This window comes from Enterococcus wangshanyuanii, assembly GCF_002197645.1.
Lineage (GTDB): Bacteria > Bacillota > Bacilli > Lactobacillales > Enterococcaceae > Enterococcus_L > Enterococcus_L wangshanyuanii.
Genome location: NZ_CP021874.1, coordinates 949,249 through 967,505, shown reverse-complemented (window position 1 = coordinate 967,505; position 18,257 = coordinate 949,249). Strand labels below are relative to the sequence as shown.

Annotated in this window: 19 protein-coding genes, 1 other RNA gene and 1 other annotated feature; of the genes, 17 read left to right on the top strand and 3 right to left on the bottom strand. The window is 37.1% G+C overall.

The genetic code is table 11. The features are described from left to right. Position 1: 1 nt before the first annotated feature. The 7 genes from arcC (at position 2) to ssrA (ending at position 5,372) form a co-directional block, all read left to right on the top strand. On the top strand, positions 2-940 hold the full coding sequence (gene arcC / locus CC204_RS04520; protein WP_088269017.1) for a carbamate kinase: 939 nt from the start codon (positions 2-4) through the stop codon (positions 938-940). A gap of 111 nt (positions 941-1,051) precedes the next feature. After that, positions 1,052-2,149 carry an agmatine deiminase gene (aguA, locus tag CC204_RS04515; RefSeq protein WP_088269016.1) on the top strand — a complete coding sequence of 366 codons (1,098 nt, stop codon included), beginning with the start codon at positions 1,052-1,054 and terminating at the stop codon, positions 2,147-2,149. 11 nt (positions 2,150-2,160) lie between these two features. Then, on the top strand, positions 2,161-2,958 hold the full coding sequence (locus CC204_RS04510) for a MurR/RpiR family transcriptional regulator (RefSeq protein ID WP_088269015.1): 798 nt from the start codon (positions 2,161-2,163) through the stop codon (positions 2,956-2,958). A gap of 522 nt (positions 2,959-3,480) precedes the next feature. Continuing rightward, the gene (locus tag CC204_RS04505; protein ID WP_088271660.1) at positions 3,481-3,960 is read left to right on the top strand and encodes a GAF domain-containing protein; all 480 of its coding nucleotides are present in this window, start codon (positions 3,481-3,483) and stop codon (positions 3,958-3,960) included. A 65-nt stretch (positions 3,961-4,025) separates the two neighbouring features. Then, positions 4,026-4,457 carry a VOC family protein gene (locus CC204_RS04500; RefSeq protein WP_188634467.1) on the top strand — a complete coding sequence of 144 codons (432 nt, stop codon included), beginning with the start codon at positions 4,026-4,028 and terminating at the stop codon, positions 4,455-4,457. Between the two features lie 92 nt (positions 4,458-4,549). Continuing rightward, positions 4,550-4,876: a DMT family transporter gene (locus CC204_RS04495; RefSeq protein ID WP_188634466.1), complete on the top strand. Its 327-nt coding sequence runs from the start codon at positions 4,550-4,552 to the stop codon at positions 4,874-4,876. A gap of 129 nt (positions 4,877-5,005) precedes the next feature. Further along, positions 5,006-5,372: a transfer-messenger RNA gene (ssrA, locus tag CC204_RS04490) on the top strand. 182 nt (positions 5,373-5,554) lie between these two features. Here ssrA and CC204_RS04485 read toward each other — a convergent pair. The 3 genes from CC204_RS04485 to CC204_RS04475 all read right to left on the bottom strand — a co-directional run bounded on the left by CC204_RS04485 (position 5,555) and on the right by CC204_RS04475 (position 8,287). After that, complete coding sequence (locus CC204_RS04485; protein WP_088269013.1) at positions 5,555-6,061, bottom strand: hypothetical protein; 507 nt, start codon at positions 6,059-6,061, stop codon at positions 5,555-5,557. Positions 6,062-6,615: 554 nt separating this feature from the next. Then, a complete protein-coding gene (locus CC204_RS04480; RefSeq protein ID WP_088269012.1) occupies positions 6,616-7,530 on the bottom strand; it encodes a helix-turn-helix domain-containing protein in 915 nt (304 codons plus the stop codon). A 430-nt stretch (positions 7,531-7,960) separates the two neighbouring features. Next, positions 7,961-8,287 carry a hypothetical protein gene (locus CC204_RS04475; protein WP_088269011.1) on the bottom strand — a complete coding sequence of 109 codons (327 nt, stop codon included), beginning with the start codon at positions 8,285-8,287 and terminating at the stop codon, positions 7,961-7,963. Between the two features lie 399 nt (positions 8,288-8,686). Between CC204_RS04475 and CC204_RS04470 the strand changes: the two genes are divergently transcribed. From CC204_RS04470 to CC204_RS04425, 10 genes are all read left to right on the top strand, one after another. After that, complete coding sequence (locus CC204_RS04470; RefSeq protein WP_088269010.1) at positions 8,687-9,004, top strand: hypothetical protein; 318 nt, start codon at positions 8,687-8,689, stop codon at positions 9,002-9,004. Positions 9,005-9,218: 214 nt separating this feature from the next. Continuing rightward, positions 9,219-9,266: a sequence feature (sodium ion sensor (DUF1646 type); this cis-regulatory element may regulate processes involved in with the transportation of sodium ions), on the top strand. 152 nt (positions 9,267-9,418) lie between these two features. Further along, positions 9,419-9,745, top strand: a complete 327-nt coding sequence (locus CC204_RS04465) for a hypothetical protein (protein ID WP_088269009.1) — start codon at positions 9,419-9,421, stop codon at positions 9,743-9,745. Next, a complete protein-coding gene (locus CC204_RS04460; protein WP_088269008.1) occupies positions 9,732-11,729 on the top strand; it encodes a V-type ATP synthase subunit I in 1,998 nt (665 codons plus the stop codon). Before CC204_RS04465 ends, CC204_RS04460 begins: the two co-directional genes overlap by 14 nt. Before the next feature lie 19 nt (positions 11,730-11,748). After that, a complete protein-coding gene (locus CC204_RS04455) occupies positions 11,749-12,222 on the top strand; it encodes a V-type ATP synthase subunit K (protein ID WP_088269007.1) in 474 nt (157 codons plus the stop codon). Positions 12,223-12,235: 13 nt separating this feature from the next. Further along, positions 12,236-12,817: a V-type ATP synthase subunit E family protein gene (locus tag CC204_RS04450; protein WP_088269006.1), complete on the top strand. Its 582-nt coding sequence runs from the start codon at positions 12,236-12,238 to the stop codon at positions 12,815-12,817. Between the two features lie 41 nt (positions 12,818-12,858). Continuing rightward, positions 12,859-13,860, top strand: coding sequence for a V-type ATPase subunit (locus CC204_RS04445; RefSeq protein ID WP_088269005.1), 1,002 nt, complete (start codon positions 12,859-12,861; stop codon positions 13,858-13,860). Next, positions 13,850-14,161, top strand: coding sequence for a V-type ATP synthase subunit F (locus tag CC204_RS04440; protein ID WP_088269004.1), 312 nt, complete (start codon positions 13,850-13,852; stop codon positions 14,159-14,161). The genes CC204_RS04445 and CC204_RS04440 overlap by 11 nt, the downstream gene beginning before the upstream one ends. Positions 14,162-14,456: 295 nt before the next feature. Then, a complete protein-coding gene (locus tag CC204_RS04435) occupies positions 14,457-16,238 on the top strand; it encodes a V-type ATP synthase subunit A (RefSeq protein ID WP_162288324.1) in 1,782 nt (593 codons plus the stop codon). Continuing rightward, positions 16,231-17,607 (top strand): V-type ATP synthase subunit B, encoded by a 1,377-nt coding sequence (locus CC204_RS04430; protein ID WP_088269002.1) that lies wholly within the window; start codon positions 16,231-16,233, stop codon positions 17,605-17,607. The genes CC204_RS04435 and CC204_RS04430 overlap by 8 nt, the downstream gene beginning before the upstream one ends. 6 nt (positions 17,608-17,613) lie before the next feature. Further along, positions 17,614-18,246 carry a V-type ATP synthase subunit D gene (locus CC204_RS04425; protein WP_088269001.1) on the top strand — a complete coding sequence of 211 codons (633 nt, stop codon included), beginning with the start codon at positions 17,614-17,616 and terminating at the stop codon, positions 18,244-18,246. The last annotated feature ends 11 nt before the right edge of the window (positions 18,247-18,257 follow it).

The following is an 18,257-nucleotide window of genomic DNA, read 5'->3' as shown; positions in this document are numbered from 1 at the left end:
AATGAAAAAAAGAATCGTCGTTGCTTTAGGCGGAAATGCCATTTTGACAACAGATGCCAGTGCAAAGGCTCAGCAAGAAGCTTTAGCTGACACAGCCTATCATTTAGCTGATTTTATAGAAGCCGGACATGAGTTGATCATCTCTCATGGCAATGGCCCTCAAGTGGGGAATTTACTATTACAGCAACAACTAGGCGCTACAGAAAAAAATCCGGCAATGCCGTTAGATACGGCGGTAGCAATGACCCAAGGAAGCATCGGCTACTGGCTAGAGAATGCTTTGGTGGATGAACTGAAAAAAAGAAAAATCGAAAAATCGGCAGCAACGATTTTAACACAAGTCGTTGTGAGTGAAACAGATCCAGCTTTTCAAGTACCAAGTAAACCAATCGGTCCTTTTTTAAGCAAAGCTGAAATGGAGGCTGAACAAAAACAAACACAGGCAACCTATGTGGAGGATGCGGGGAGAGGCTATCGCAAGGTGGTTCCTTCACCAACGCCTGTTGATATTGTTGAATATGCTGTGATCAAACAATTGGTTGAAAATGGCATCGTGACAATTGCAGGAGGCGGAGGTGGCATTCCAGTTGTTATGAAAAATGGGGTTTATGAAGGTGTTGAAGCAGTCATCGATAAAGATTTTGCTTCTGAGAAAATCGCTGCTCTAGTACACGCAGACATGTTGGTGATTTTGACTGGTGTCGATCACGTAAGTATCAACTTTAACCAGCCAAACCAATCTGACTTGAATAAAGTAACGGTTACCCAAATGGAAGAATATATTCAGCAAAACCAATTTGCTCCTGGCAGTATGTTGCCTAAAGTTCAAGCCGCAATTGCGTTTATTAAAGAAAATAGCAACGGCAAAGCAGTAATCACTTCTCTAGAAAACATCAAAAATTTACTGGAAGAAGAAACGGGTACGATCATTACAGCTTAGTTGAAAAAAGAGTAGAACAAAAACTAGTGTCTACTCTTTTTTTCTGATATATTAAAAATATATCGTTTACATAAAATAGCAATTTATGAAATGAAAAGGAGTGCAGCATTGATGAAATTAACGACTAGCAATCCTAAAGAAGACGGTTTTTGGGCACCAGCTGAATATGAAACTCATGAAGAAACCTATATGATCTGGCCAGAACGTGCAGATAATTGGCGAAATGGCGGCAAACCAGCGCAAAAAGCCTATGCAGAGGTCGCGAAAGCAATCGCTCAATTTGAACCAGTAACGATGCTGGTTTCAGCTAAGCAATACAAAAATGCACGACAAACACTACCAAAATCTATTCGTGTGATGGAAATGAGCAATAACGATGCATGGATCAAGGATTATGGTCCAATCTATGTCGTGAATAAAAACGGCAAGGTTCGTGGTGTTGATTGGCGTTTCAATGCTTGGGGCGGCTTGTTGGACGGACTTTATTTTCCGTGGGATCAAGACGATCTGATCGCTGAAAAGTTGTGTGAATTTAAGCGGCTGGATTATTACAGTTTAGAGGAGTTTGTATTAGAAGGTTGCTCAGTACATTTAGACGGAGAAGGAACGCTCTACACAACAGAAGAAGTTTTACTTTCAGAAGGCAGAAATGATAAATACTCTAAAGAAGAAATCGAAGCCACTTTGACTGCCTATTTCAATGTCGAAAAAATCATTTGGCTCAAACAAGGGTATTTTTTAGATGAAACCAATGGAGATATCGATAATATGATCAATATTGTTCGTCCCGGAGAACTTGTTTTAACTTGGACGGAAGATCCGGAAGATCCCCAATATGAAATTTCTAAAGCGGCTTATGAACAATTACGACAGGAGACAGATGCGAAAGGACGTAGACTAATTATCCATAAAATGCTGATGCCTGAACCTATTTATATTACCACTGAAGAAAGTGAAGGGGTCGATCCTGTGAATGGAATGTTGCCGCGTTTTCCTGGAGATCGACTGACAGCAAGTTATGTTAGTTACTATACAGCGAATGGCGGGATCATTTACCCATTGTTTAATGATAAAAATGATCATGCAGCCCAAGCATTATTGGAGCAACTCTATCCAGAACGTAAGGTTGTCGGTGTTCCAGCTCGTGAAATATTACTTGGCGGCGGTAACATCCACTGTATCGCACAAAGCATTCCTAAAACCTGCTAGGAGGGAAAAAGATGGATTTTTTTGAAGTAGTGAACCCTCATGTTTCAGACCTAACGAAAAATGAACATCTGCTCTTTGATTATGTTGTAAAAAATTTGAATGAGATCAAAAACAAAAGTATTCGGGAAGTAGCAGATGACTGCTTTGTTTCGACCACCACTTTTTTACGTTTTGTTCGAAAACTCGGGTTTTCCGGTTATAGTGAATTTACTACAGTGATCAAATATACCTTATTAAATCAGACCAAAGAGGAAAAAGTCAGTCCATTCGTCGTATCACAAAAAGATTATCGGGAAGAATATTTAAAGAATATCAACGAATCAGTACGAGTGATCGACAAAAAAAGTTTAGCAGTCGTTGGAGAGTACTTAAAGAAGAAACCGATCATTTATTTATTCGCCAAAGGAATGAATAAGCAGTTGATGCAATATGTGCGATACTTGTTCGTAGCAGCAGGATTCCTAGTAGTTTTTCCAGAAGATCAGTCGATGCGTGCGGTTGTCCAAAAACAAATCAAATCGACAGATATGGTTTTCATCTTGACCTACCAAGGTAAGGATCAAGAGTGGATTCAATTGATGCAGCATTTAAAGAATACAGGTCACCCGTTGCTTGTTTCCATCACAGGAGCAGATAATAACGTCGTTCAAAACATGAGTGATGTTAATTTTTATGTTTTTACAGATGAACTATTTATTAATAAAATGGAAATCACATCACATATTTCGATGCTTGCTATTCTAGAATTGATCTTGTATCAGTATTTGGACAATGCAGAGGATGGAGAATATCATTTAGTATTCAAATAACATATTATTTGTGAATCACTTAGCAAAATAAAAAAAGTTGTCAAGAACAGTGAGTGTTCAGGACAACTTTTTCGTTTATAGTTTGCCATAGTCATATTGATGTTTAGGAGTATGTTTCAAAAATGAATAGGCGGCAAGTGAGAGTGCAGACAACGTTGCTCCTGTGACTAAAATTTTTTTCATAAAACACCATTCCTTTCATTAAGGTCATTTATGATCAAGTGCTGATCATCAGCACGTACGTGGACGGTAGGATTCGAACCTACACCTCATCGGTCGAGAATAAACATCCGTTAGTCCTCAAAGAGTTTTAACACCACGTTCATCCACAAAAGTTATTGGTTGTTTACTATGATTAAACTATACCTTTAATAGATTAAATCAAACATAAAAAAAATTGAAAAAAGTGTGAATTTGTATGAAGTTGTAATGAAGAGTGTGAACATCTTGCTGGATGAAAAAGTCAGTGGCTATGGTATAATAAAAAAATCATTGACTATAGAAAAAAGGCAGGTACTTACGATGTGGAATAATCTAGAAGAAAAAAAATCAGCATATAAACTCTTAGTACAGCAACAAGCTGCAATCATTGAGATCGAACATGATAAAATCGCAAACTTAGCGAACTCGTCCGCTTTACTTGCAGATGCATTACCAAATACAGTGTTTGCCGGCTATTATTTATTCGATGGGGAAGAATTAGTTTTAGGGCCATTTCAAGGAAAGGTTTCTTGTACGAGAATCAAAATGGGCAAAGGTGTTTGCGGAGAATCTGCAGCACATAGAAAAGCTCTGATTGTCGACGATGTAAAAAAACATGAAAATTATATTTCCTGTGATTCAGCAGCTCAATCGGAAATCGTTGTACCAATGGTAAAGGAAGGTAAATTACTGGGTGTTTTAGATTTAGATAGTTCAATCACTAAAGGATACGATTCAATCGATCAGGAGTACTTAGAACAGTTTGTTGAAGCATTATTGAAAGATACTGATTTTTCATAGAAATGAGCGTTGTTTTCGCGTAATCTATTTTAGCATGAGATAATGAGCAAAAATAGAGCGAGAGGATGGTACATATGTTACAAGTCTATTTAAATTTTAAGAACCAGACGGCAGAGGCAATTGCTTTTTATGAAACAGTTTTTGATGTAAAAAATGATGGGATCATGACGTTTGCGGATGCGCCGGAAGATCCAGCACATCCCACGCCAGAAGAATGGAAACATCTCGTTATGAATGCTTCAATGACGATTGAAGGCGTTCCAGTTATGCTTTCAGATGTACCAGACGGAATGGGCTTAACATTTATAGAAGGAAATAATGTTTCTTTAGTTGTTTCAACACAAGACGAGGAAAAAATCGATCGTATCTTTGCTCGATTGTCCGAAGGCGGAAAAATAACGATGCCGTTAGGTGAAACATTCTGGGCCAAAAAATATGGCATGGTCGTGGATAAATTTGGCATCAATTGGATGCTGAATTGTTATACGGAAGCTTAAAGGCGTAATTATCTAAAGGATCATTACTAGTTTTTTCTAGTAGTGATCTTTTTTTGTTATACTAGTGATGGAAATGATTTAGGAGGAAAAAAATGATTGGATATTTATATCTTTTTATTGCTATCATCAGTGAAGTACTTGCAACGAATTTACTGAAAGCTACAGTTGGATTTACCAAGCTTATTCCCTCGATCACCTGTTTGATTGCCTATGGGATCTGTTTTTATACACTATCAAAAGCCATCAATTACATGCCATTGAATGTGGCGTATGCACTTTGGGGAGCAATAGGGATCATTATGATCACGGTTTTTTCAGTTGTTTATTGGAAGGAGCAATTAAACGTGCCGACAATGATCGGTTTAGGATTTATCGTCATTGGGACGGTTTTGGTCAATGTTTTTGGAACTGGACACTAATTTTAGATCTTATAAGAAACACTGTTATTCTTTTTAAGAAGGATAATGGAAGATAAGCGTCTAGCTCTTTTAAGACAACGAAAAATATGTTATACTATTAAAAGCATAACATGTGCTTTTAATCTGTACGGGGACGTTACGGATTCGACAGGCATAGTTGAGCTTGAATTGCGTTTCGTAGGTTACGTCTACGTAAAAACGTTACAGTTAAATATAACTGCTAAAAACGAAAACAATACTTTCGCTCTAGCTGCGTAAAAACAGCGGGTGAAGATCCTCTCGGCATCGCCCATGTGCTCGAGTAAGGGTCTCAAATTAAGTGGGATACGCTAACTTTTTCCGTCTGTAAAAGTTAGAAGAGATCATCAGACTAGCAATACAGAATGCCTGTCACTCGGCAAGCTGTAAAGCGAATCTTTAAATGAGTGTACTATGAACGTAGAGGTTTAAGTGACAATGTGTTTGGACGCGGGTTCGACTCCCGCCGTCTCCATGAATTTTGTGGAGAGAAACAGTAGAAACGCTGATGTACAAAGGATTGTACTTCAGCGTTTCTACTGTTTATTTTTTAGATAAAAAACTTGCTAACCACCAAAACAGAAAGAGAGTGAATAAAAAAACATGCTGGCTATCAAATAATTTTCCTAAAATATAAGATGTTAGGAAAAACTATGCTAATTATTGCTGTATAGTAGTCTGTTCATTCTCTAATTGGGTCTGTTTATCTTCTAAATAAGATTTAAATTCATTGAGCTTATCAATTAATTTATATGGGTTTACCAAGTCACGAAGAGGAGCAACAGCCTCATTGTATTCTTGTTTTAATTGAGCGAGCTCTTCTGTAGAGGCAGCTTCTTTCATCAAAACAGAAAATTCTTGTTTTAACCGCTTAAGTTCTTCTTCTGCACTAGTCTCCACAAAGGGTTGATCACTCTCAATTGAATGACTCTCAATCTCAGTCGGAACATGGACAGTTTCAACTGAGTTAGTTGTTTCGGATTCTACCAGATTCTCTCGTTCTTCGGAAGTAGTTGAAATTTTTGTTGGTTTATCAAGTTCAGAAGTTTTTGTTTTGTCTGCGCTAGTAGCTATAGGTTCTTGGATATCAGAATTATCTTCTCCATTCACCATAATCAAAAATAGCACAAATAAAACAACAACCCCAATTCGTAATATTCGTCTCATAAAAAAACTCCTTTTCAAATTTTTTTATCAATAAGTGGTTTACGAGCTACATCAACTAATCGAGTGATATCATTAGAGTCATATATATTATCGCGATAGGCTAAACAGTGTAAATCAGTTTTTGTATCAGTAATGATATCTGCCGTAAAAGTTTTTCTTGACGTTTCCTCGTTATCGATTTCAAATCTAGGTTCTGGTATAGTACCCGTGTCTGTTAACTTCAAGTATAGCAAATTAAAAGCTTGATCAAACGCAAATAATTGAAATTAAAGAGATATTTATATTATTTAGTTTTATTGTTTGTTGAGAAGTTTATAGTGAAAGTGTGTTGTTGTTGCAGATTCAGAAGAGAGGAAGAGCGTAAAGTGAGGTGTATTATACATTTTAACCTGTTTTCGCGTAAATAAAAAAATATTTAATGACTAAAGGGTTGAAATGATAGACATTATATAGTATTATAAATATACCCTAACAGTATTTTCATTTTACTCAATCCGAGTAATACTCCTTATCCCACCTTTTATAAGGTGGGATATTTGTTTAAAAGTAGGGTATTAAGTTTCTTTGAATAGACCAACGGAATACTTTTTGAGCATTTTTTCGCTGTCGCGTTCATGTGTCAATAACTTTACTTCTTTTTTTACTTGTTCAGCTTGTAAGGTATCACCAGCATTCTCTAATAAATGTATGAAGTCATAGACTCGTTCCATATATACTGGTTCACCTTCAAGAATGTAATTTAAAAGATTACTTAAATATTGAAGGTTTAATTTAAAGTTATAGTTTTCATTTTGTTTATCTTGTTTCTTTGCCAATTTAATATATTTTGCAGCGCTATCGTAGTCCTTTGCATAGAGTCTCATTGAGATTAAATTAATGAGAATATTATAGGCAAATTTTTTCGTAGTAAAATCTCGTTTTTCTTCAAACTTTATGGGAAACATTCGTGCTAGTAGTAAATCTGCTTGTTTTGAATTGAAAAATCTAATTAAGTTCGCTGTAATGACATAATCATATTGAACGTAAAATGTTTTTATTAGTAAAGAATTATAAATATCTATTATTTCTGCTTGAGTTAACTCCTCAACTTCATCCCAATGAGCATAAAAATAATTTTTTATAGCAATATAGTTAGATGTTTCTCTTAATGTTTTCTTCTTGTTGTTCTTTAAAAAAACATAATAGTTGATTAGTTTTTGTTTGGTACTTTTGTTTTCTAAATGTGCTCCACAATAGTAAAAAAGCTCTCGAAAATCTTGCTGCTTTTTATCAAAAGTAGCAAAGCTGAAAAACTCTTCAGCATTAATTGACGTATGTTCAAGTATTTCTTCAAGTTCAGTTACTTTTAAAGCACGTTTACCACTTTCTATTTTCGAATAAGTTGAGGGGTCTGTATATTCCGACATCATTTCTCTTTGAGTAAGTCTTAGTTTTAGTCTAAAAAAACGTAAAGTTTCTATGATATTCAAGCGTTTATCCCCCTTTATATGCGATTATAGCATGAAAAATGAGCTTATTTCCATTTTTTAAGAAAAAAATTATTTTTATTTTAGTTTTTTATGCCAATTTCGCACTTTTTAACATTACTACTTTCCTTTTTTTTATCTGTTTGTTATTCTTTACCTAAGGAAAATTATTTGTTTGCAAACGTTGATTTCTAATAATTTAGATGGAGGTGTGCTGGTGATTTCATTAATTGCAGTGTTATTTAGTGGTATTTCTATTTATGTTGTTACAGGAGGGGCCTAGAATTTTGTTTAGACGTTCCTAAAAGTATTAAAAATTTGCAAACAAAAAATTAACCAAAAAAAATAAAAACGTGTATAAATAAAAAGTGCAGAATAATAGCTTCCGATTTACTTTTGTTGAATGAGGTAAATCAGAGGCTATTATTTTTTCCTATAGTGAGCTAGTAGTTGTATGGCGGATATATTGTTGTATGTCGTATTTAGCTGCTAATGAGTTCGAGAATATTTTTTCTTTATTCTTTTCCATATAAATAAAGAATTTGAGTTCTTCTTTTGTTGGAGTTTCTTTAGAAATAATATCTTTCTCATAAGTTAATGCAATATTTTCTGCAAAATAATAAGAATCACCTTTCGCAATAGAGAGGCGAAGGGTATCACCAAATAGAATCTTATTTTCTTTTGCAAAAGAATCTTTTTTTACATTGATCAACCAAGTGTTGTGAAAATTAGTTGAGATTTTTATTATATTCTCCATCATTCGACTACTCCTTTTCATCATTTTGAATTGTTACTGTTATTATACCTAAAAGGAAATAAAAAGTCATAATAAGATTGGAAAAATATAATATATGTCAATTATATAGGGGGTGTGAAAAAGAAAGTATTTAAACATAATTGTTTACGTAGTTATTTTTTGTTAAAATGTTTTAGGTGCAAGGTCGATAAAAAGGTAAAAAATTGGTGATTTCTAAATGTTAACAATTTTACAAAAATGATGTCCTGAATATGAAGAGTTGTGGCAGATATTACTGGTTTTGGACTGATTGGAGCAAAGAATCGACAGTCTAGAATGAGCCTCTTTTTTTTCTTAAGTATAAATAAAAGAGGGCATAAAAATATAGCTGAAAAATAGTTTTTTTGAAAGGAGTGTGAAGAGATGAAGCAGATCACGTCAGAACAGTTTATAGATTTTCTTGATAAAAAAGATCAACGTTTTGCAGCAGTTATTCAATATGGTTTTTATTACATAGAGCAAGGCCGGATTTATCGTTTTGAGTCTAACCACAATGATAAGGCACTTCGAGCATTGCAAGCATTTTATGGTGGTGAGATTGATGACTCCTCGCTAGAAGAAGAAATAAAAAAAATCATTATCAAGCAAATGCAATATGATTGGTTTACTGATGTTTGGAAGGAAACTATTATTGAAAAAGTGATACGCTCTGGTAATAAATTAGAGGCTTTTTTCTTTTAAAAGAACGGAGTGCATATCATTTGAAATAATCTGTCAGCGGCAGTAAGATAAATATATCCTAACAACAAACTTTTTTTCATTTACTCTCATGAGTAAAACTCCTTTCTCATCTTCTGATCGAAGGTGAGATTTTTTTAATTTTTACGACTTCCTTTACAAAAAATATTGTAATTTCAAGGTGTTTTTGCTAAGATACATTCATGTGAATAAAAATGGTTGGGCGAAAGCTTCAAGGATCAGGTTCTTCAAGGGGTGAGAAGAACGATGTTTGAGCTTGCGCCCTTTTTTATTATAGGAAAAGGGATAGATCATGTCTTTTGATAAAGATAGGGTGTATTCCTTTTTGATTGTAATAAAAAATAATACGCTTCATAATAAGTATACTAGTTAAAGTCACAGAATAGGGGTGAAAAAATGGTATTAGAAGCATTAGAGCGCATTCAAGATGCAGAAAAAAAAGTTGAAGAAATGCGCCAAACTGCTCAAAAAGAAATTATGACCTATGAGCAGAAAAAAGCACAACAATTCAAGCAACTTCAAGGAGAAAGCCAAGAAAAAGTCAGCAAAATACTTCAAAATCAGGAGATGCAACTGACAGAGCAGCTTGAACAGGAAAGAATATTATTACTAAGTGAAGCAAAAGAACAAAATCAAGAGTTTAGGAATAAATACGAACAAAATAAAGAGGCTATCGTCGACCACATAATAGAGAGGGTGAAAAAAGTCTATGGCAGTCAATAAAATGGAAAAAATGACGATTATTGCAGCCATTGAGCATGAAGAAACTATTCTTCAAACAATTCAGGGGCTGCAGATGACAGAGATCAAAGATTTTTTTCATTCTAATGTAGATAGCAACTATCTTAAAGAACATTTTTCAAAAACGATACTGGAAGTTGATGATGTCCAACAGAAAGAGTATCAGAAAATATTGAATGACATTCAGGAAGCACTGATTTTTATTGAACGTTTTGCTGAAAAGCCAGCTCAAAAAAGTACGTTTAAAAGACAAGTCAAGACCTTAGAATCTCTAGAACAAACATTTGATCAGCCAACGATCATTGGTTATTTACATGACATTTCTAAATTAAAAAAGCAGCTTGCTTCTATTGAAACGCAAAGAAAAGAATTACGTGCTAGGGAAAAATGGCTTGCGCGCTGGCAGTATTTGGACGTTGTACCAAAAAAGAATTCATCAGACACAACGACGATTTTACTTGGTTCTATCAATTCAGCGAATCAAGCAGATTTTTTAACTGATTGTTCGAGATACCCCTCGATCTATATTGAAGAAATTTATCACAGCCCAAATCATGCTTATTATAGTTTGATCTATTTGAATGAAATGGAAGAAACTGTTGCTGAGATTGAAAAAAAATATAGCTTCAATGAATTTGTTTATCCGTATGAAGAATTGCCAAAGGAAACTTATCAGCGTACCAAAGAATCATTAACTGCTCTTGTTGAAGAGGAGCGGTTAGCGAAAGCTGAACTGGCAGCGCATCGTGCTCATTTAGAGGAGCTGTATTTGGCAGAAGAGATGGTTTTTGCCTATATTCATCGAGAAGAAGCGAAGAAGCATTTGATCAATACGACTTATTTTTTTATTTTACAAGGCTGGATTCCTATAACTGAGAAACATGAGCTTATGATAGCTTTGGACGAAGCTTTACCAAAAAATGAAATCTACTGCGTATTTGATCAGCCGACATCAGAAGAGATACAGGAAGATATTCCGGTGAAATTAAAAAACAATGCCCTTGTCTCACCTTTTGAAATGTTGACAGAGATGTATAGTTTACCGAAATATGAGGAGATCGATCCAACACCGATCATGACTCCTTTTTACATGGTCTTTTTTGGAATGATGGTGGCAGATATCGGTTATGGTTTATTGATGTTAGTAGGAGCTTTTCTGGCACAAAAATTAGTTGTGCTGCCAAGAGGAATGAAACGTTTTGCTAAATTCTTTCTGATCTTATCGTTTCCGACAATTATTTGGGGGTTTATCTATGGATCATTTTTCGGTGCTGGATTGCCAAAAGAGCTTTTTGGAATCACCTTGCCATTTCCGATCTTATCTACAACTGAAGATGTCAATACGATCTTGATTCTGTCTGTTGTGTTTGGTTTTATTCAATTGATGACAGGCTTGATGGTCAATGGGATCGAACTGACGAAGCGCAAACGTTATTTGGAAAGTATTAGTGAGAGTTTTGCTTGGCAGGGGCTGCTTGTGGGACTACTAATTGCAGTATTGAGTATGTTGCTATTTAATAATGATGGGTTATTTACAGCAGGTGTCATAGTGGCAGTCATCTCTGCTTTGTCGATTATCGCGGTTCCTGTGATTCAATCTAAGTCAAAAGCAAAAGGTTTGGCAAAAGGCTTATACGGTCTTTATGGCTTGACGAGCTATATCGGCGACTTAGTCAGCTATACTCGTTTAATGGCTCTTGGGATTTCGGGTGGAAGTATCGCTGCTGCATTTAATATGCTAGTCGCTTTTATGCCACCGATCGCCCGTTTTAGTGTAGGGATCTTACTGATCGTAGCCCTTCACGCGTTGAATTTATTTTTAAGCTTACTGGGTGCCTATGTTCATGGTGCGCGGTTGCAGTATGTAGAGTTTTTCGGAAAATTTTATACAGGTGGAGGACGGGCATTCAAACCACTGAAAACAGAAGAAAAATATGTAAATGTTGAGAAAAAACAAAATAAATAATTTGTGGAGGAATAAAAATATGATAGATTACTTGATCAATAATAATGGCGGAATTCTTTTTGCCGTACTAGGAATGGCAACAGCAACGATTTTAGCAGGGATCGGTTCGGCAAAAGGTGTTGGCTTTACTGGAGAGGCGGCGGCAGCATTGACGACTGAGCAGCCGGAAAAATTCGGGCAAGCTCTGATTCTTCAATTATTACCAGGTACACAAGGATTGTATGGCTTCGTTATTGCCTTTTTGATCTTTATCAATTTAGATAATAGTATGTCGATGGTTCAGGGAATGGATTACTTTGTTGCGTCATTGCCGATCGCATTTGCTGGCCTATTTTCAGGGATCGCTCAAGGACGCGTTGCAGCTGCCGGGATTCAAATTTTGGCGAAAAAACCTGAGCATGCAACGAAAGGGATCATTTATGCTGCCATGGTCGAAACATATGCCATTCTTGGATTTGTAATCTCGTTCTTACTTGTATTAAATGTGAAGTAACAGGAGGAAAAACATGGATGCAATCGAAAAGATCGTCGATCAAATTCTAGAAAAAGGAACAACAGAAGTTGCTGATATAAAAAGAGTAGAATATAAACGAATTGATGAAGCTTACGCGGAAGAAGAAGAAGCATTGTTATTACAGGAACAAAAATTGATTGAAAAGAATAGTGATCAAAGCAATAAAGCATTTAAACAAAAACAAAATCGTCAGCAGTTAGAAATCAAGCAGGCGACACTAAATCAAAAGCAAGAATATTTGGAACAGTTATTTTTAGAAGCGATCAAACGAATGGATAATTGGAATGAAGATGAGTTTCAATTATTTACAAAGCAAATCCTTGATCAATTGACCCTAAATGGTCAGGCACAACTTCAGCTTGGCGAATATTCTAAAGGAAAGTTGACAGAGCAGTGGCTGAAAAATCATAGATCAAATGAGTTGGATTTGGTATTACTTCCAGATTTCATTCCCGGTGTCGGTGGTTTCATCGTTGCTCAAAATGGGATCGAGTATAATTTTTTATTTCCAAGTTTAGTTCAGGAAATCAAGAGAGCAGAAAGTTTTTCCATTGCAGAAATGCTTTTTAAATAGTGTATTCCTTAGCGTCAAATTTTTATGATAGGAGGGGCAAGATGAAAGAGACCGCATATAATCAGATCAATCCGCTGATCCGTCTAAAAGAGACTGAATTGCTGAATCATGCACAGTACGAACAATTATTGAATGCTAAAACGACAGAAGAGCTTCGAGATATCCTGAAAAGTACAATTTACAGCACGTATATGACAGAAGGATTTGCTGATGACTTTGAATATATTTATTCGAAAGAAAAAGGCCGCTTATTTGAATGGCTATACGAGCTGGCTCCTGAACCAGAAGTCATTGATATTTATACGTCTCGTGCAACATTCCATAATTTGAAAGTATTGACAAAAGCTGAGTTGACCGGAGAAGATCTCGATTACTTATTTACTGCTGACGGACGTTACTCGATTGAGACGATCAAAAGTGCGATACGTACGCGTGTGTCGACAGAAATAGCTGATGAATTGATGCAGGCGATTTTAGAAGTGTTGGACTATTTTCAGGAATCCTCTATTTTTCAGGCGATCGACATTATTTATGATCGGAGCTTTCTGACCTATCAAAAACGGTTGGCTGAAAAGCTGGGATATAAGGATATTATTGATGAAGTTACGGCTTTTATCGATCTAACAAATATATCCACGATGGCGCGTGGCATTATTCAAGGGCAGCATGAAAATTTTCTATTGACTGTTTTGTCTAGTTCTGGGAGTATTCCCAAGTCTGATTTTTTAGCGTATAGTGAGCAATCATTAGCAGCTTTTACAGAATTTGTACTCAATACATCCTTTGGGGGAATCCTTACACCGATCGTTTCAGCTGAAACAAAAGAGCTTGATTTGATCGCTTTTGAGAAGGTGAAAGATGATTATTTGACTCGTTTATACGATAAATCAAAAATCATGGCCTTTGGTCCGTTGCCATTGTTAGCTTTTTTAAACGCAAAAGAGGTTGAATGGAAAAATTTACGACTGATTTTAGTTAGTAAGCGTAGTAATTTTTCTGCAGATGTAGTGAGAGAAAGGATGCGTGCAGTAGATGGCTTATAAAATCGGTGTGATCGGCGATAGAGATTCTGTAATGCCGTTTAAGCTTTTTGGATTTGACGTCGTGTATGCACAATCAGCAAAGCAAATAAGAGACACGATCGAATCGATGGCTAAAAAAAGTTATGGGGTCATTTTCATCACAGAAGATGCCTCTGAACGAGCAGTAGAAACGATTGAACGTTATAAAAGTGAAGTAACTCCGGCGATTATTTTAATTCCTAGTCACAATGGGACCAAAGGAATCGGATTAAAGGAAATTCAAAATAATGTAGAACGAGCAGTGGGACAGAACATTTTATAGATTGTGATGTAGCTGAACGGGTTGCTGCGCTTTTTAGTTAATCTAGCTGCGCACCCCAGCTCTTTCAACAAATAGACAACCGACTTAAATGCCAAAGAGCATCATTGAAGTCGTTTGCTAATTTGTTCGAGAGCTGAACGGGTTGCTGCGCTTTTTAGTTAATCTAGCTGCGCACCCCAGCTCTTTCAACAAATAGACAACCGACTTAAATGCCAAAGAGCATCATTGAAGTCGTTTGCTAATTTGTTCAAGAGCTAAACGGATTGCTGCGCTTTTTAGAATAGGAGGAATGATTTTGCAAACTGGTACGATTATTAAAGTTTCTGGTCCTTTGGTCATGGCAGAGAATATGTCTGATGCAAGTATTCAGGATATTTGTCAGGTTGGAGAATTAGGCGTTATTGGAGAAATTATTGAGATGCGCGGTGATGTGGCATCGATTCAAGTATATGAAGAAACAACTGGGATTGGACCAGGAGAACCTGTAGTGACGACTGGAGAAGCGCTATCTGTTGAATTGGCGCCGGGACTGATCTCCGAGATGTTTGATGGGATTCAACGTCCGCTGGATACTTTTGCAGAAGTCACGAAGAGCAATTTTTTAAGTAGAGGGGTTCAAATTCCAGCGTTGGACCGAACAAAAAAATGGACGTTTGAACCGAGTGTGTCTGTTGGTGAAGAAGTTTCAGCGGGTGATGTGATCGGTTCAGTTCAAGAAACAAAAGTCATCGCACATAAAATCATGGTTCCTGTTGGGATCAAGGGGACCGTAAAAGAAGTCAAGCAAGGCGAATTTACAATTGAAGAAACAATTTATATTATTGAAACAGCGACAGGTGAAAAAGAATTTACGATGATGCAAAAATGGCCTGTTCGTCGGAGCCGTCCAATTGCAGAAAAGTTGAATCCTAATGTTCCCTTATTGACTGGTCAGCGAGTGATCGATACCTTTTTCCCAGTGACAAAGGGCGGTGCAGCTGCAGTTCCTGGTCCTTTTGGAGCAGGTAAAACAGTGGTTCAGCACCAAATTGCGAAATGGGCCGATGTTGATTTAGTTGTATATGTTGGCTGTGGAGAACGCGGGAATGAAATGACAGATGTTCTAAATGAGTTTCCTGAATTGATCGATCCAAATACGGGACAGTCAGTCATGGAACGGACTGTTTTGATCGCAAATACGTCTAATATGCCCGTAGCAGCTCGAGAAGCATCGATCTATACAGGAATCACTATTGCAGAGTATTTCCGTGATATGGGCTATTCTGTGGCAATTATGGCAGACTCTACTTCTCGTTGGGCAGAGGCACTGCGTGAAATGAGCGGACGTTTAGAAGAAATGCCGGGAGATGAAGGCTATCCCGCCTACCTTGGAAGTCGTTTGGCAGATTATTATGAGCGAGCGGGTCAGGTAGTGACTTTAGGGAAAGAGCATCGTGAAGGCAGTATTACAGCGATAAGCGCGGTATCTCCTTCTGGCGGAGACATTTCTGAGCCAGTAACACAAAACACTTTACGTGTGGTAAAAGTTTTCTGGGGACTGGACGCTACCTTGGCTCAAAAGCGTCATTTTCCTTCGATCAACTGGCTTCAAAGTTACTCTTTGTATGCATCCGAAGTTGGAAAAGAGTTGGATCAGCAGTTGCAGGTCAATTGGTCTGACATGGTGACAGAAGGCATGCGCATCTTACAAGAAGAATCTCAACTTGAAGAGATCGTTCGTCTAGTCGGGATCGATTCTTTATCAGATAAAGACCGTTTGACTTTAGAGGTGGCGAAATCGCTTAGAGAAGATTATTTGCAGCAAAATGCCTTTGATGATGTTGATACATTCACGTCACGAGAAAAGCAATACAAAATGCTTCAATTGATTTTGACGTTCTATAAAGAGGGTCAAACGGCTTTAGAATTAGGTGCCTACTTAAGTGAAATCATGTCTGGGACTGTTGACATAAGAGATCAGATTGCTAGAAGTAAATATGTGCCGGAAGATCAAATCGAACGTTTGGATACACTGGTTGATACGATCAAGCAGACGATCAAACAAATCATCGCAGATGGAGGGATGACAAATGATTAAAGAATATCGTACGATCAATGAAGTGGTCGGTCCCTTGATGATCGTTGAAAAGGTCGAAGGAGTCAAATATGAAGAGTTGATCGAAGTTCGGATGCAAAATGGCGAAATTCGCCGCGGCCAAGTTTTAGAGATCAATGGAGATAAAGCGATGGTACAAATCTTTGAAGGAACTAGCGGCATCAATCTACGTGATTCTAAGGTTCGTTTTTTAGGTCATCCGCTAGAACTTGGCGTTTCAGAAGATATGGTTGGTCGGATTTTTGATGGCTTAGGTCGTCCTAAAGATAATGGACCAGAAATTTTGCCGGAGAAAAAGGTGGACATCAATGGTGAAGTGATCAATCCAGTTGCCAGAGATTATCCAGATGAATTTATCCAGACAGGTATTTCTGCAATCGATCATTTGAATACCTTAGTTCGTGGACAAAAGTTACCAGTCTTTTCAGCATCTGGTTTGCCGCACAAGGAGCTAGCGGCTCAGATCGCTCGTCAAGCAAACGTGCTGAATAGCGAGGAAGAATTTGCGGTCGTTTTTGCGGCAATTGGTATTACCTTTGAAGAAGCAGAATTTTTCATGGAAGATTTTCGTCAAACAGGAGCGATCGACCGTTCAGTCATGTTTATGAATCTGGCCAATGATCCTGCGATCGAGCGAATCGCAACACCACGGATGGCACTGACAGCAGCTGAGTATTTAGCTTATGAAAAAGGCATGCATGTGTTAGTGATCATGACAGATATGACCAATTACTGTGAAGCGTTGCGTGAAATTTCAGCTGCTCGTCGTGAAGTACCAGGACGTCGCGGATATCCTGGATATCTTTATACAAATCTAGCAACTTTATATGAACGTGCAGGTCGTATCAGTGGGCTGAAAGGCTCAGTAACACAGATTCCTATTTTGACCATGCCGGAAGAAGACAAAACACATCCTATCCCTGATTTGACTGGTTATATCACTGAAGGGCAAATTATCTTGTCCAGAGATCTATATAAAAGTGGGATCCAGCCACCGATTGATGTATTGCCATCATTATCACGTTTGAAAGACAAAGGAACAGGTGAAGGTAAGACAAGGGCAGATCATGCGGCGACAATGAATCAATTATTTGCGGCTTATGCGCAAGGGAAACAAGCAAAAGAGTTGGCAGTCGTGCTTGGTGAATCAGCGTTATCTGATGTTGATAAAATTTATGCAAAATTTGCTGATCGTTTTGAAGCAGAGTATGTCAATCAAGGGTTTTATACAAACCGTTCTATTTCAGAAACATTAGATCTAGGCTGGGAGTTGTTGTCTATGCTGCCTAGAACAGAATTGAAGCGGATCAAAGATGACATGCTGGATGAATATCTAACTGAAGGAGAGTGATCGATTGTGGCTCGATTGAATGTGAATCCAACGCGAATGGAACTCTCCCGTTTAAAAAAACAATTAGGTACCGCTAGCCGTGGACATAAGTTATTGAAAGACAAACAAGATGAATTGATGCGTCGTTTCATATTATTGATCAAGAAAAACAATGCGTTACGGTTGGATGTTGAAAAAGAACTAGAAACGGCTTTGTCCAGTTTTGTTTTAGCCAATGCAACATTAAATGAAGCTTTTATTGAAGAATTAGTTGCTATACCAGCAAATGAGGTGACACTGGATGTGATCGAAAAAAATATCATGAGTGTTACTGTACCAACGATGAACTTTCATTACGACGAAGCAGTGGTTGAAGCACCATTGAACTATGGGTACTTGAATTCAAATGCAGAGCTAGATGGTGTTTTTGCTAAGCTTTCATCGATCCTGCCAAAGCTCTTGGAGTTAGCAGAAGTCGAAAAAACATGTCAGTTGATGTCAGAAGAAATCGAAAAAACCAGAAGACGGGTAAATGCATTGGAATATATGACGATCCCGCAATTAGAAGAAACGATTTATTATATACAGATGAAACTTGAAGAAAACGAAAGAAGTGAAATCACCCGGTTGATCAAAATCAAAAACATGGGTGGAAATTAAAAAATAGAGGA

Excerpts from the sequence above, each read along its gene's own strand:
- CC204_RS04500 (WP_188634467.1), top strand. The coding sequence starts at position 4,026 with ATGGTACATATGTTACAAGTCTATTTAAATTTTAAGAACCAGACGGCA.
- CC204_RS04470 (WP_088269010.1), top strand. The coding sequence starts at position 8,687 with ATGAAGCAGATCACGTCAGAACAGTTTATAGATTTTCTTGATAAAAAA.
- CC204_RS04440 (WP_088269004.1), top strand. The coding sequence starts at position 13,850 with ATGGCTTATAAAATCGGTGTGATCGGCGATAGAGATTCTGTAATGCCG.
- CC204_RS04455 (WP_088269007.1), top strand. The coding sequence starts at position 11,749 with ATGATAGATTACTTGATCAATAATAATGGCGGAATTCTTTTTGCCGTA.
- CC204_RS04475 (WP_088269011.1), bottom strand. The coding sequence starts at position 8,287 with ATGATGGAGAATATAATAAAAATCTCAACTAATTTTCACAACACTTGG.
- CC204_RS04460 (WP_088269008.1), top strand. The coding sequence starts at position 9,732 with ATGGCAGTCAATAAAATGGAAAAAATGACGATTATTGCAGCCATTGAG.
- CC204_RS04510 (WP_088269015.1), top strand. The coding sequence starts at position 2,161 with ATGGATTTTTTTGAAGTAGTGAACCCTCATGTTTCAGACCTAACGAAA.
- CC204_RS04485 (WP_088269013.1), bottom strand. The coding sequence starts at position 6,061 with ATGAGACGAATATTACGAATTGGGGTTGTTGTTTTATTTGTGCTATTT.
- CC204_RS04450 (WP_088269006.1), top strand. The coding sequence starts at position 12,236 with ATGGATGCAATCGAAAAGATCGTCGATCAAATTCTAGAAAAAGGAACA.
- CC204_RS04445 (WP_088269005.1), top strand. The coding sequence starts at position 12,859 with ATGAAAGAGACCGCATATAATCAGATCAATCCGCTGATCCGTCTAAAA.
- CC204_RS04430 (WP_088269002.1), top strand. The coding sequence starts at position 16,231 with ATGATTAAAGAATATCGTACGATCAATGAAGTGGTCGGTCCCTTGATG.
- CC204_RS04505 (WP_088271660.1), top strand. The coding sequence starts at position 3,481 with ATGTGGAATAATCTAGAAGAAAAAAAATCAGCATATAAACTCTTAGTA.
- arcC (WP_088269017.1), top strand. The coding sequence starts at position 2 with ATGAAAAAAAGAATCGTCGTTGCTTTAGGCGGAAATGCCATTTTGACA.
- CC204_RS04465 (WP_088269009.1), top strand. The coding sequence starts at position 9,419 with ATGGTATTAGAAGCATTAGAGCGCATTCAAGATGCAGAAAAAAAAGTT.
- CC204_RS04495 (WP_188634466.1), top strand. The coding sequence starts at position 4,550 with ATGATTGGATATTTATATCTTTTTATTGCTATCATCAGTGAAGTACTT.
- aguA (WP_088269016.1), top strand. The coding sequence starts at position 1,052 with ATGAAATTAACGACTAGCAATCCTAAAGAAGACGGTTTTTGGGCACCA.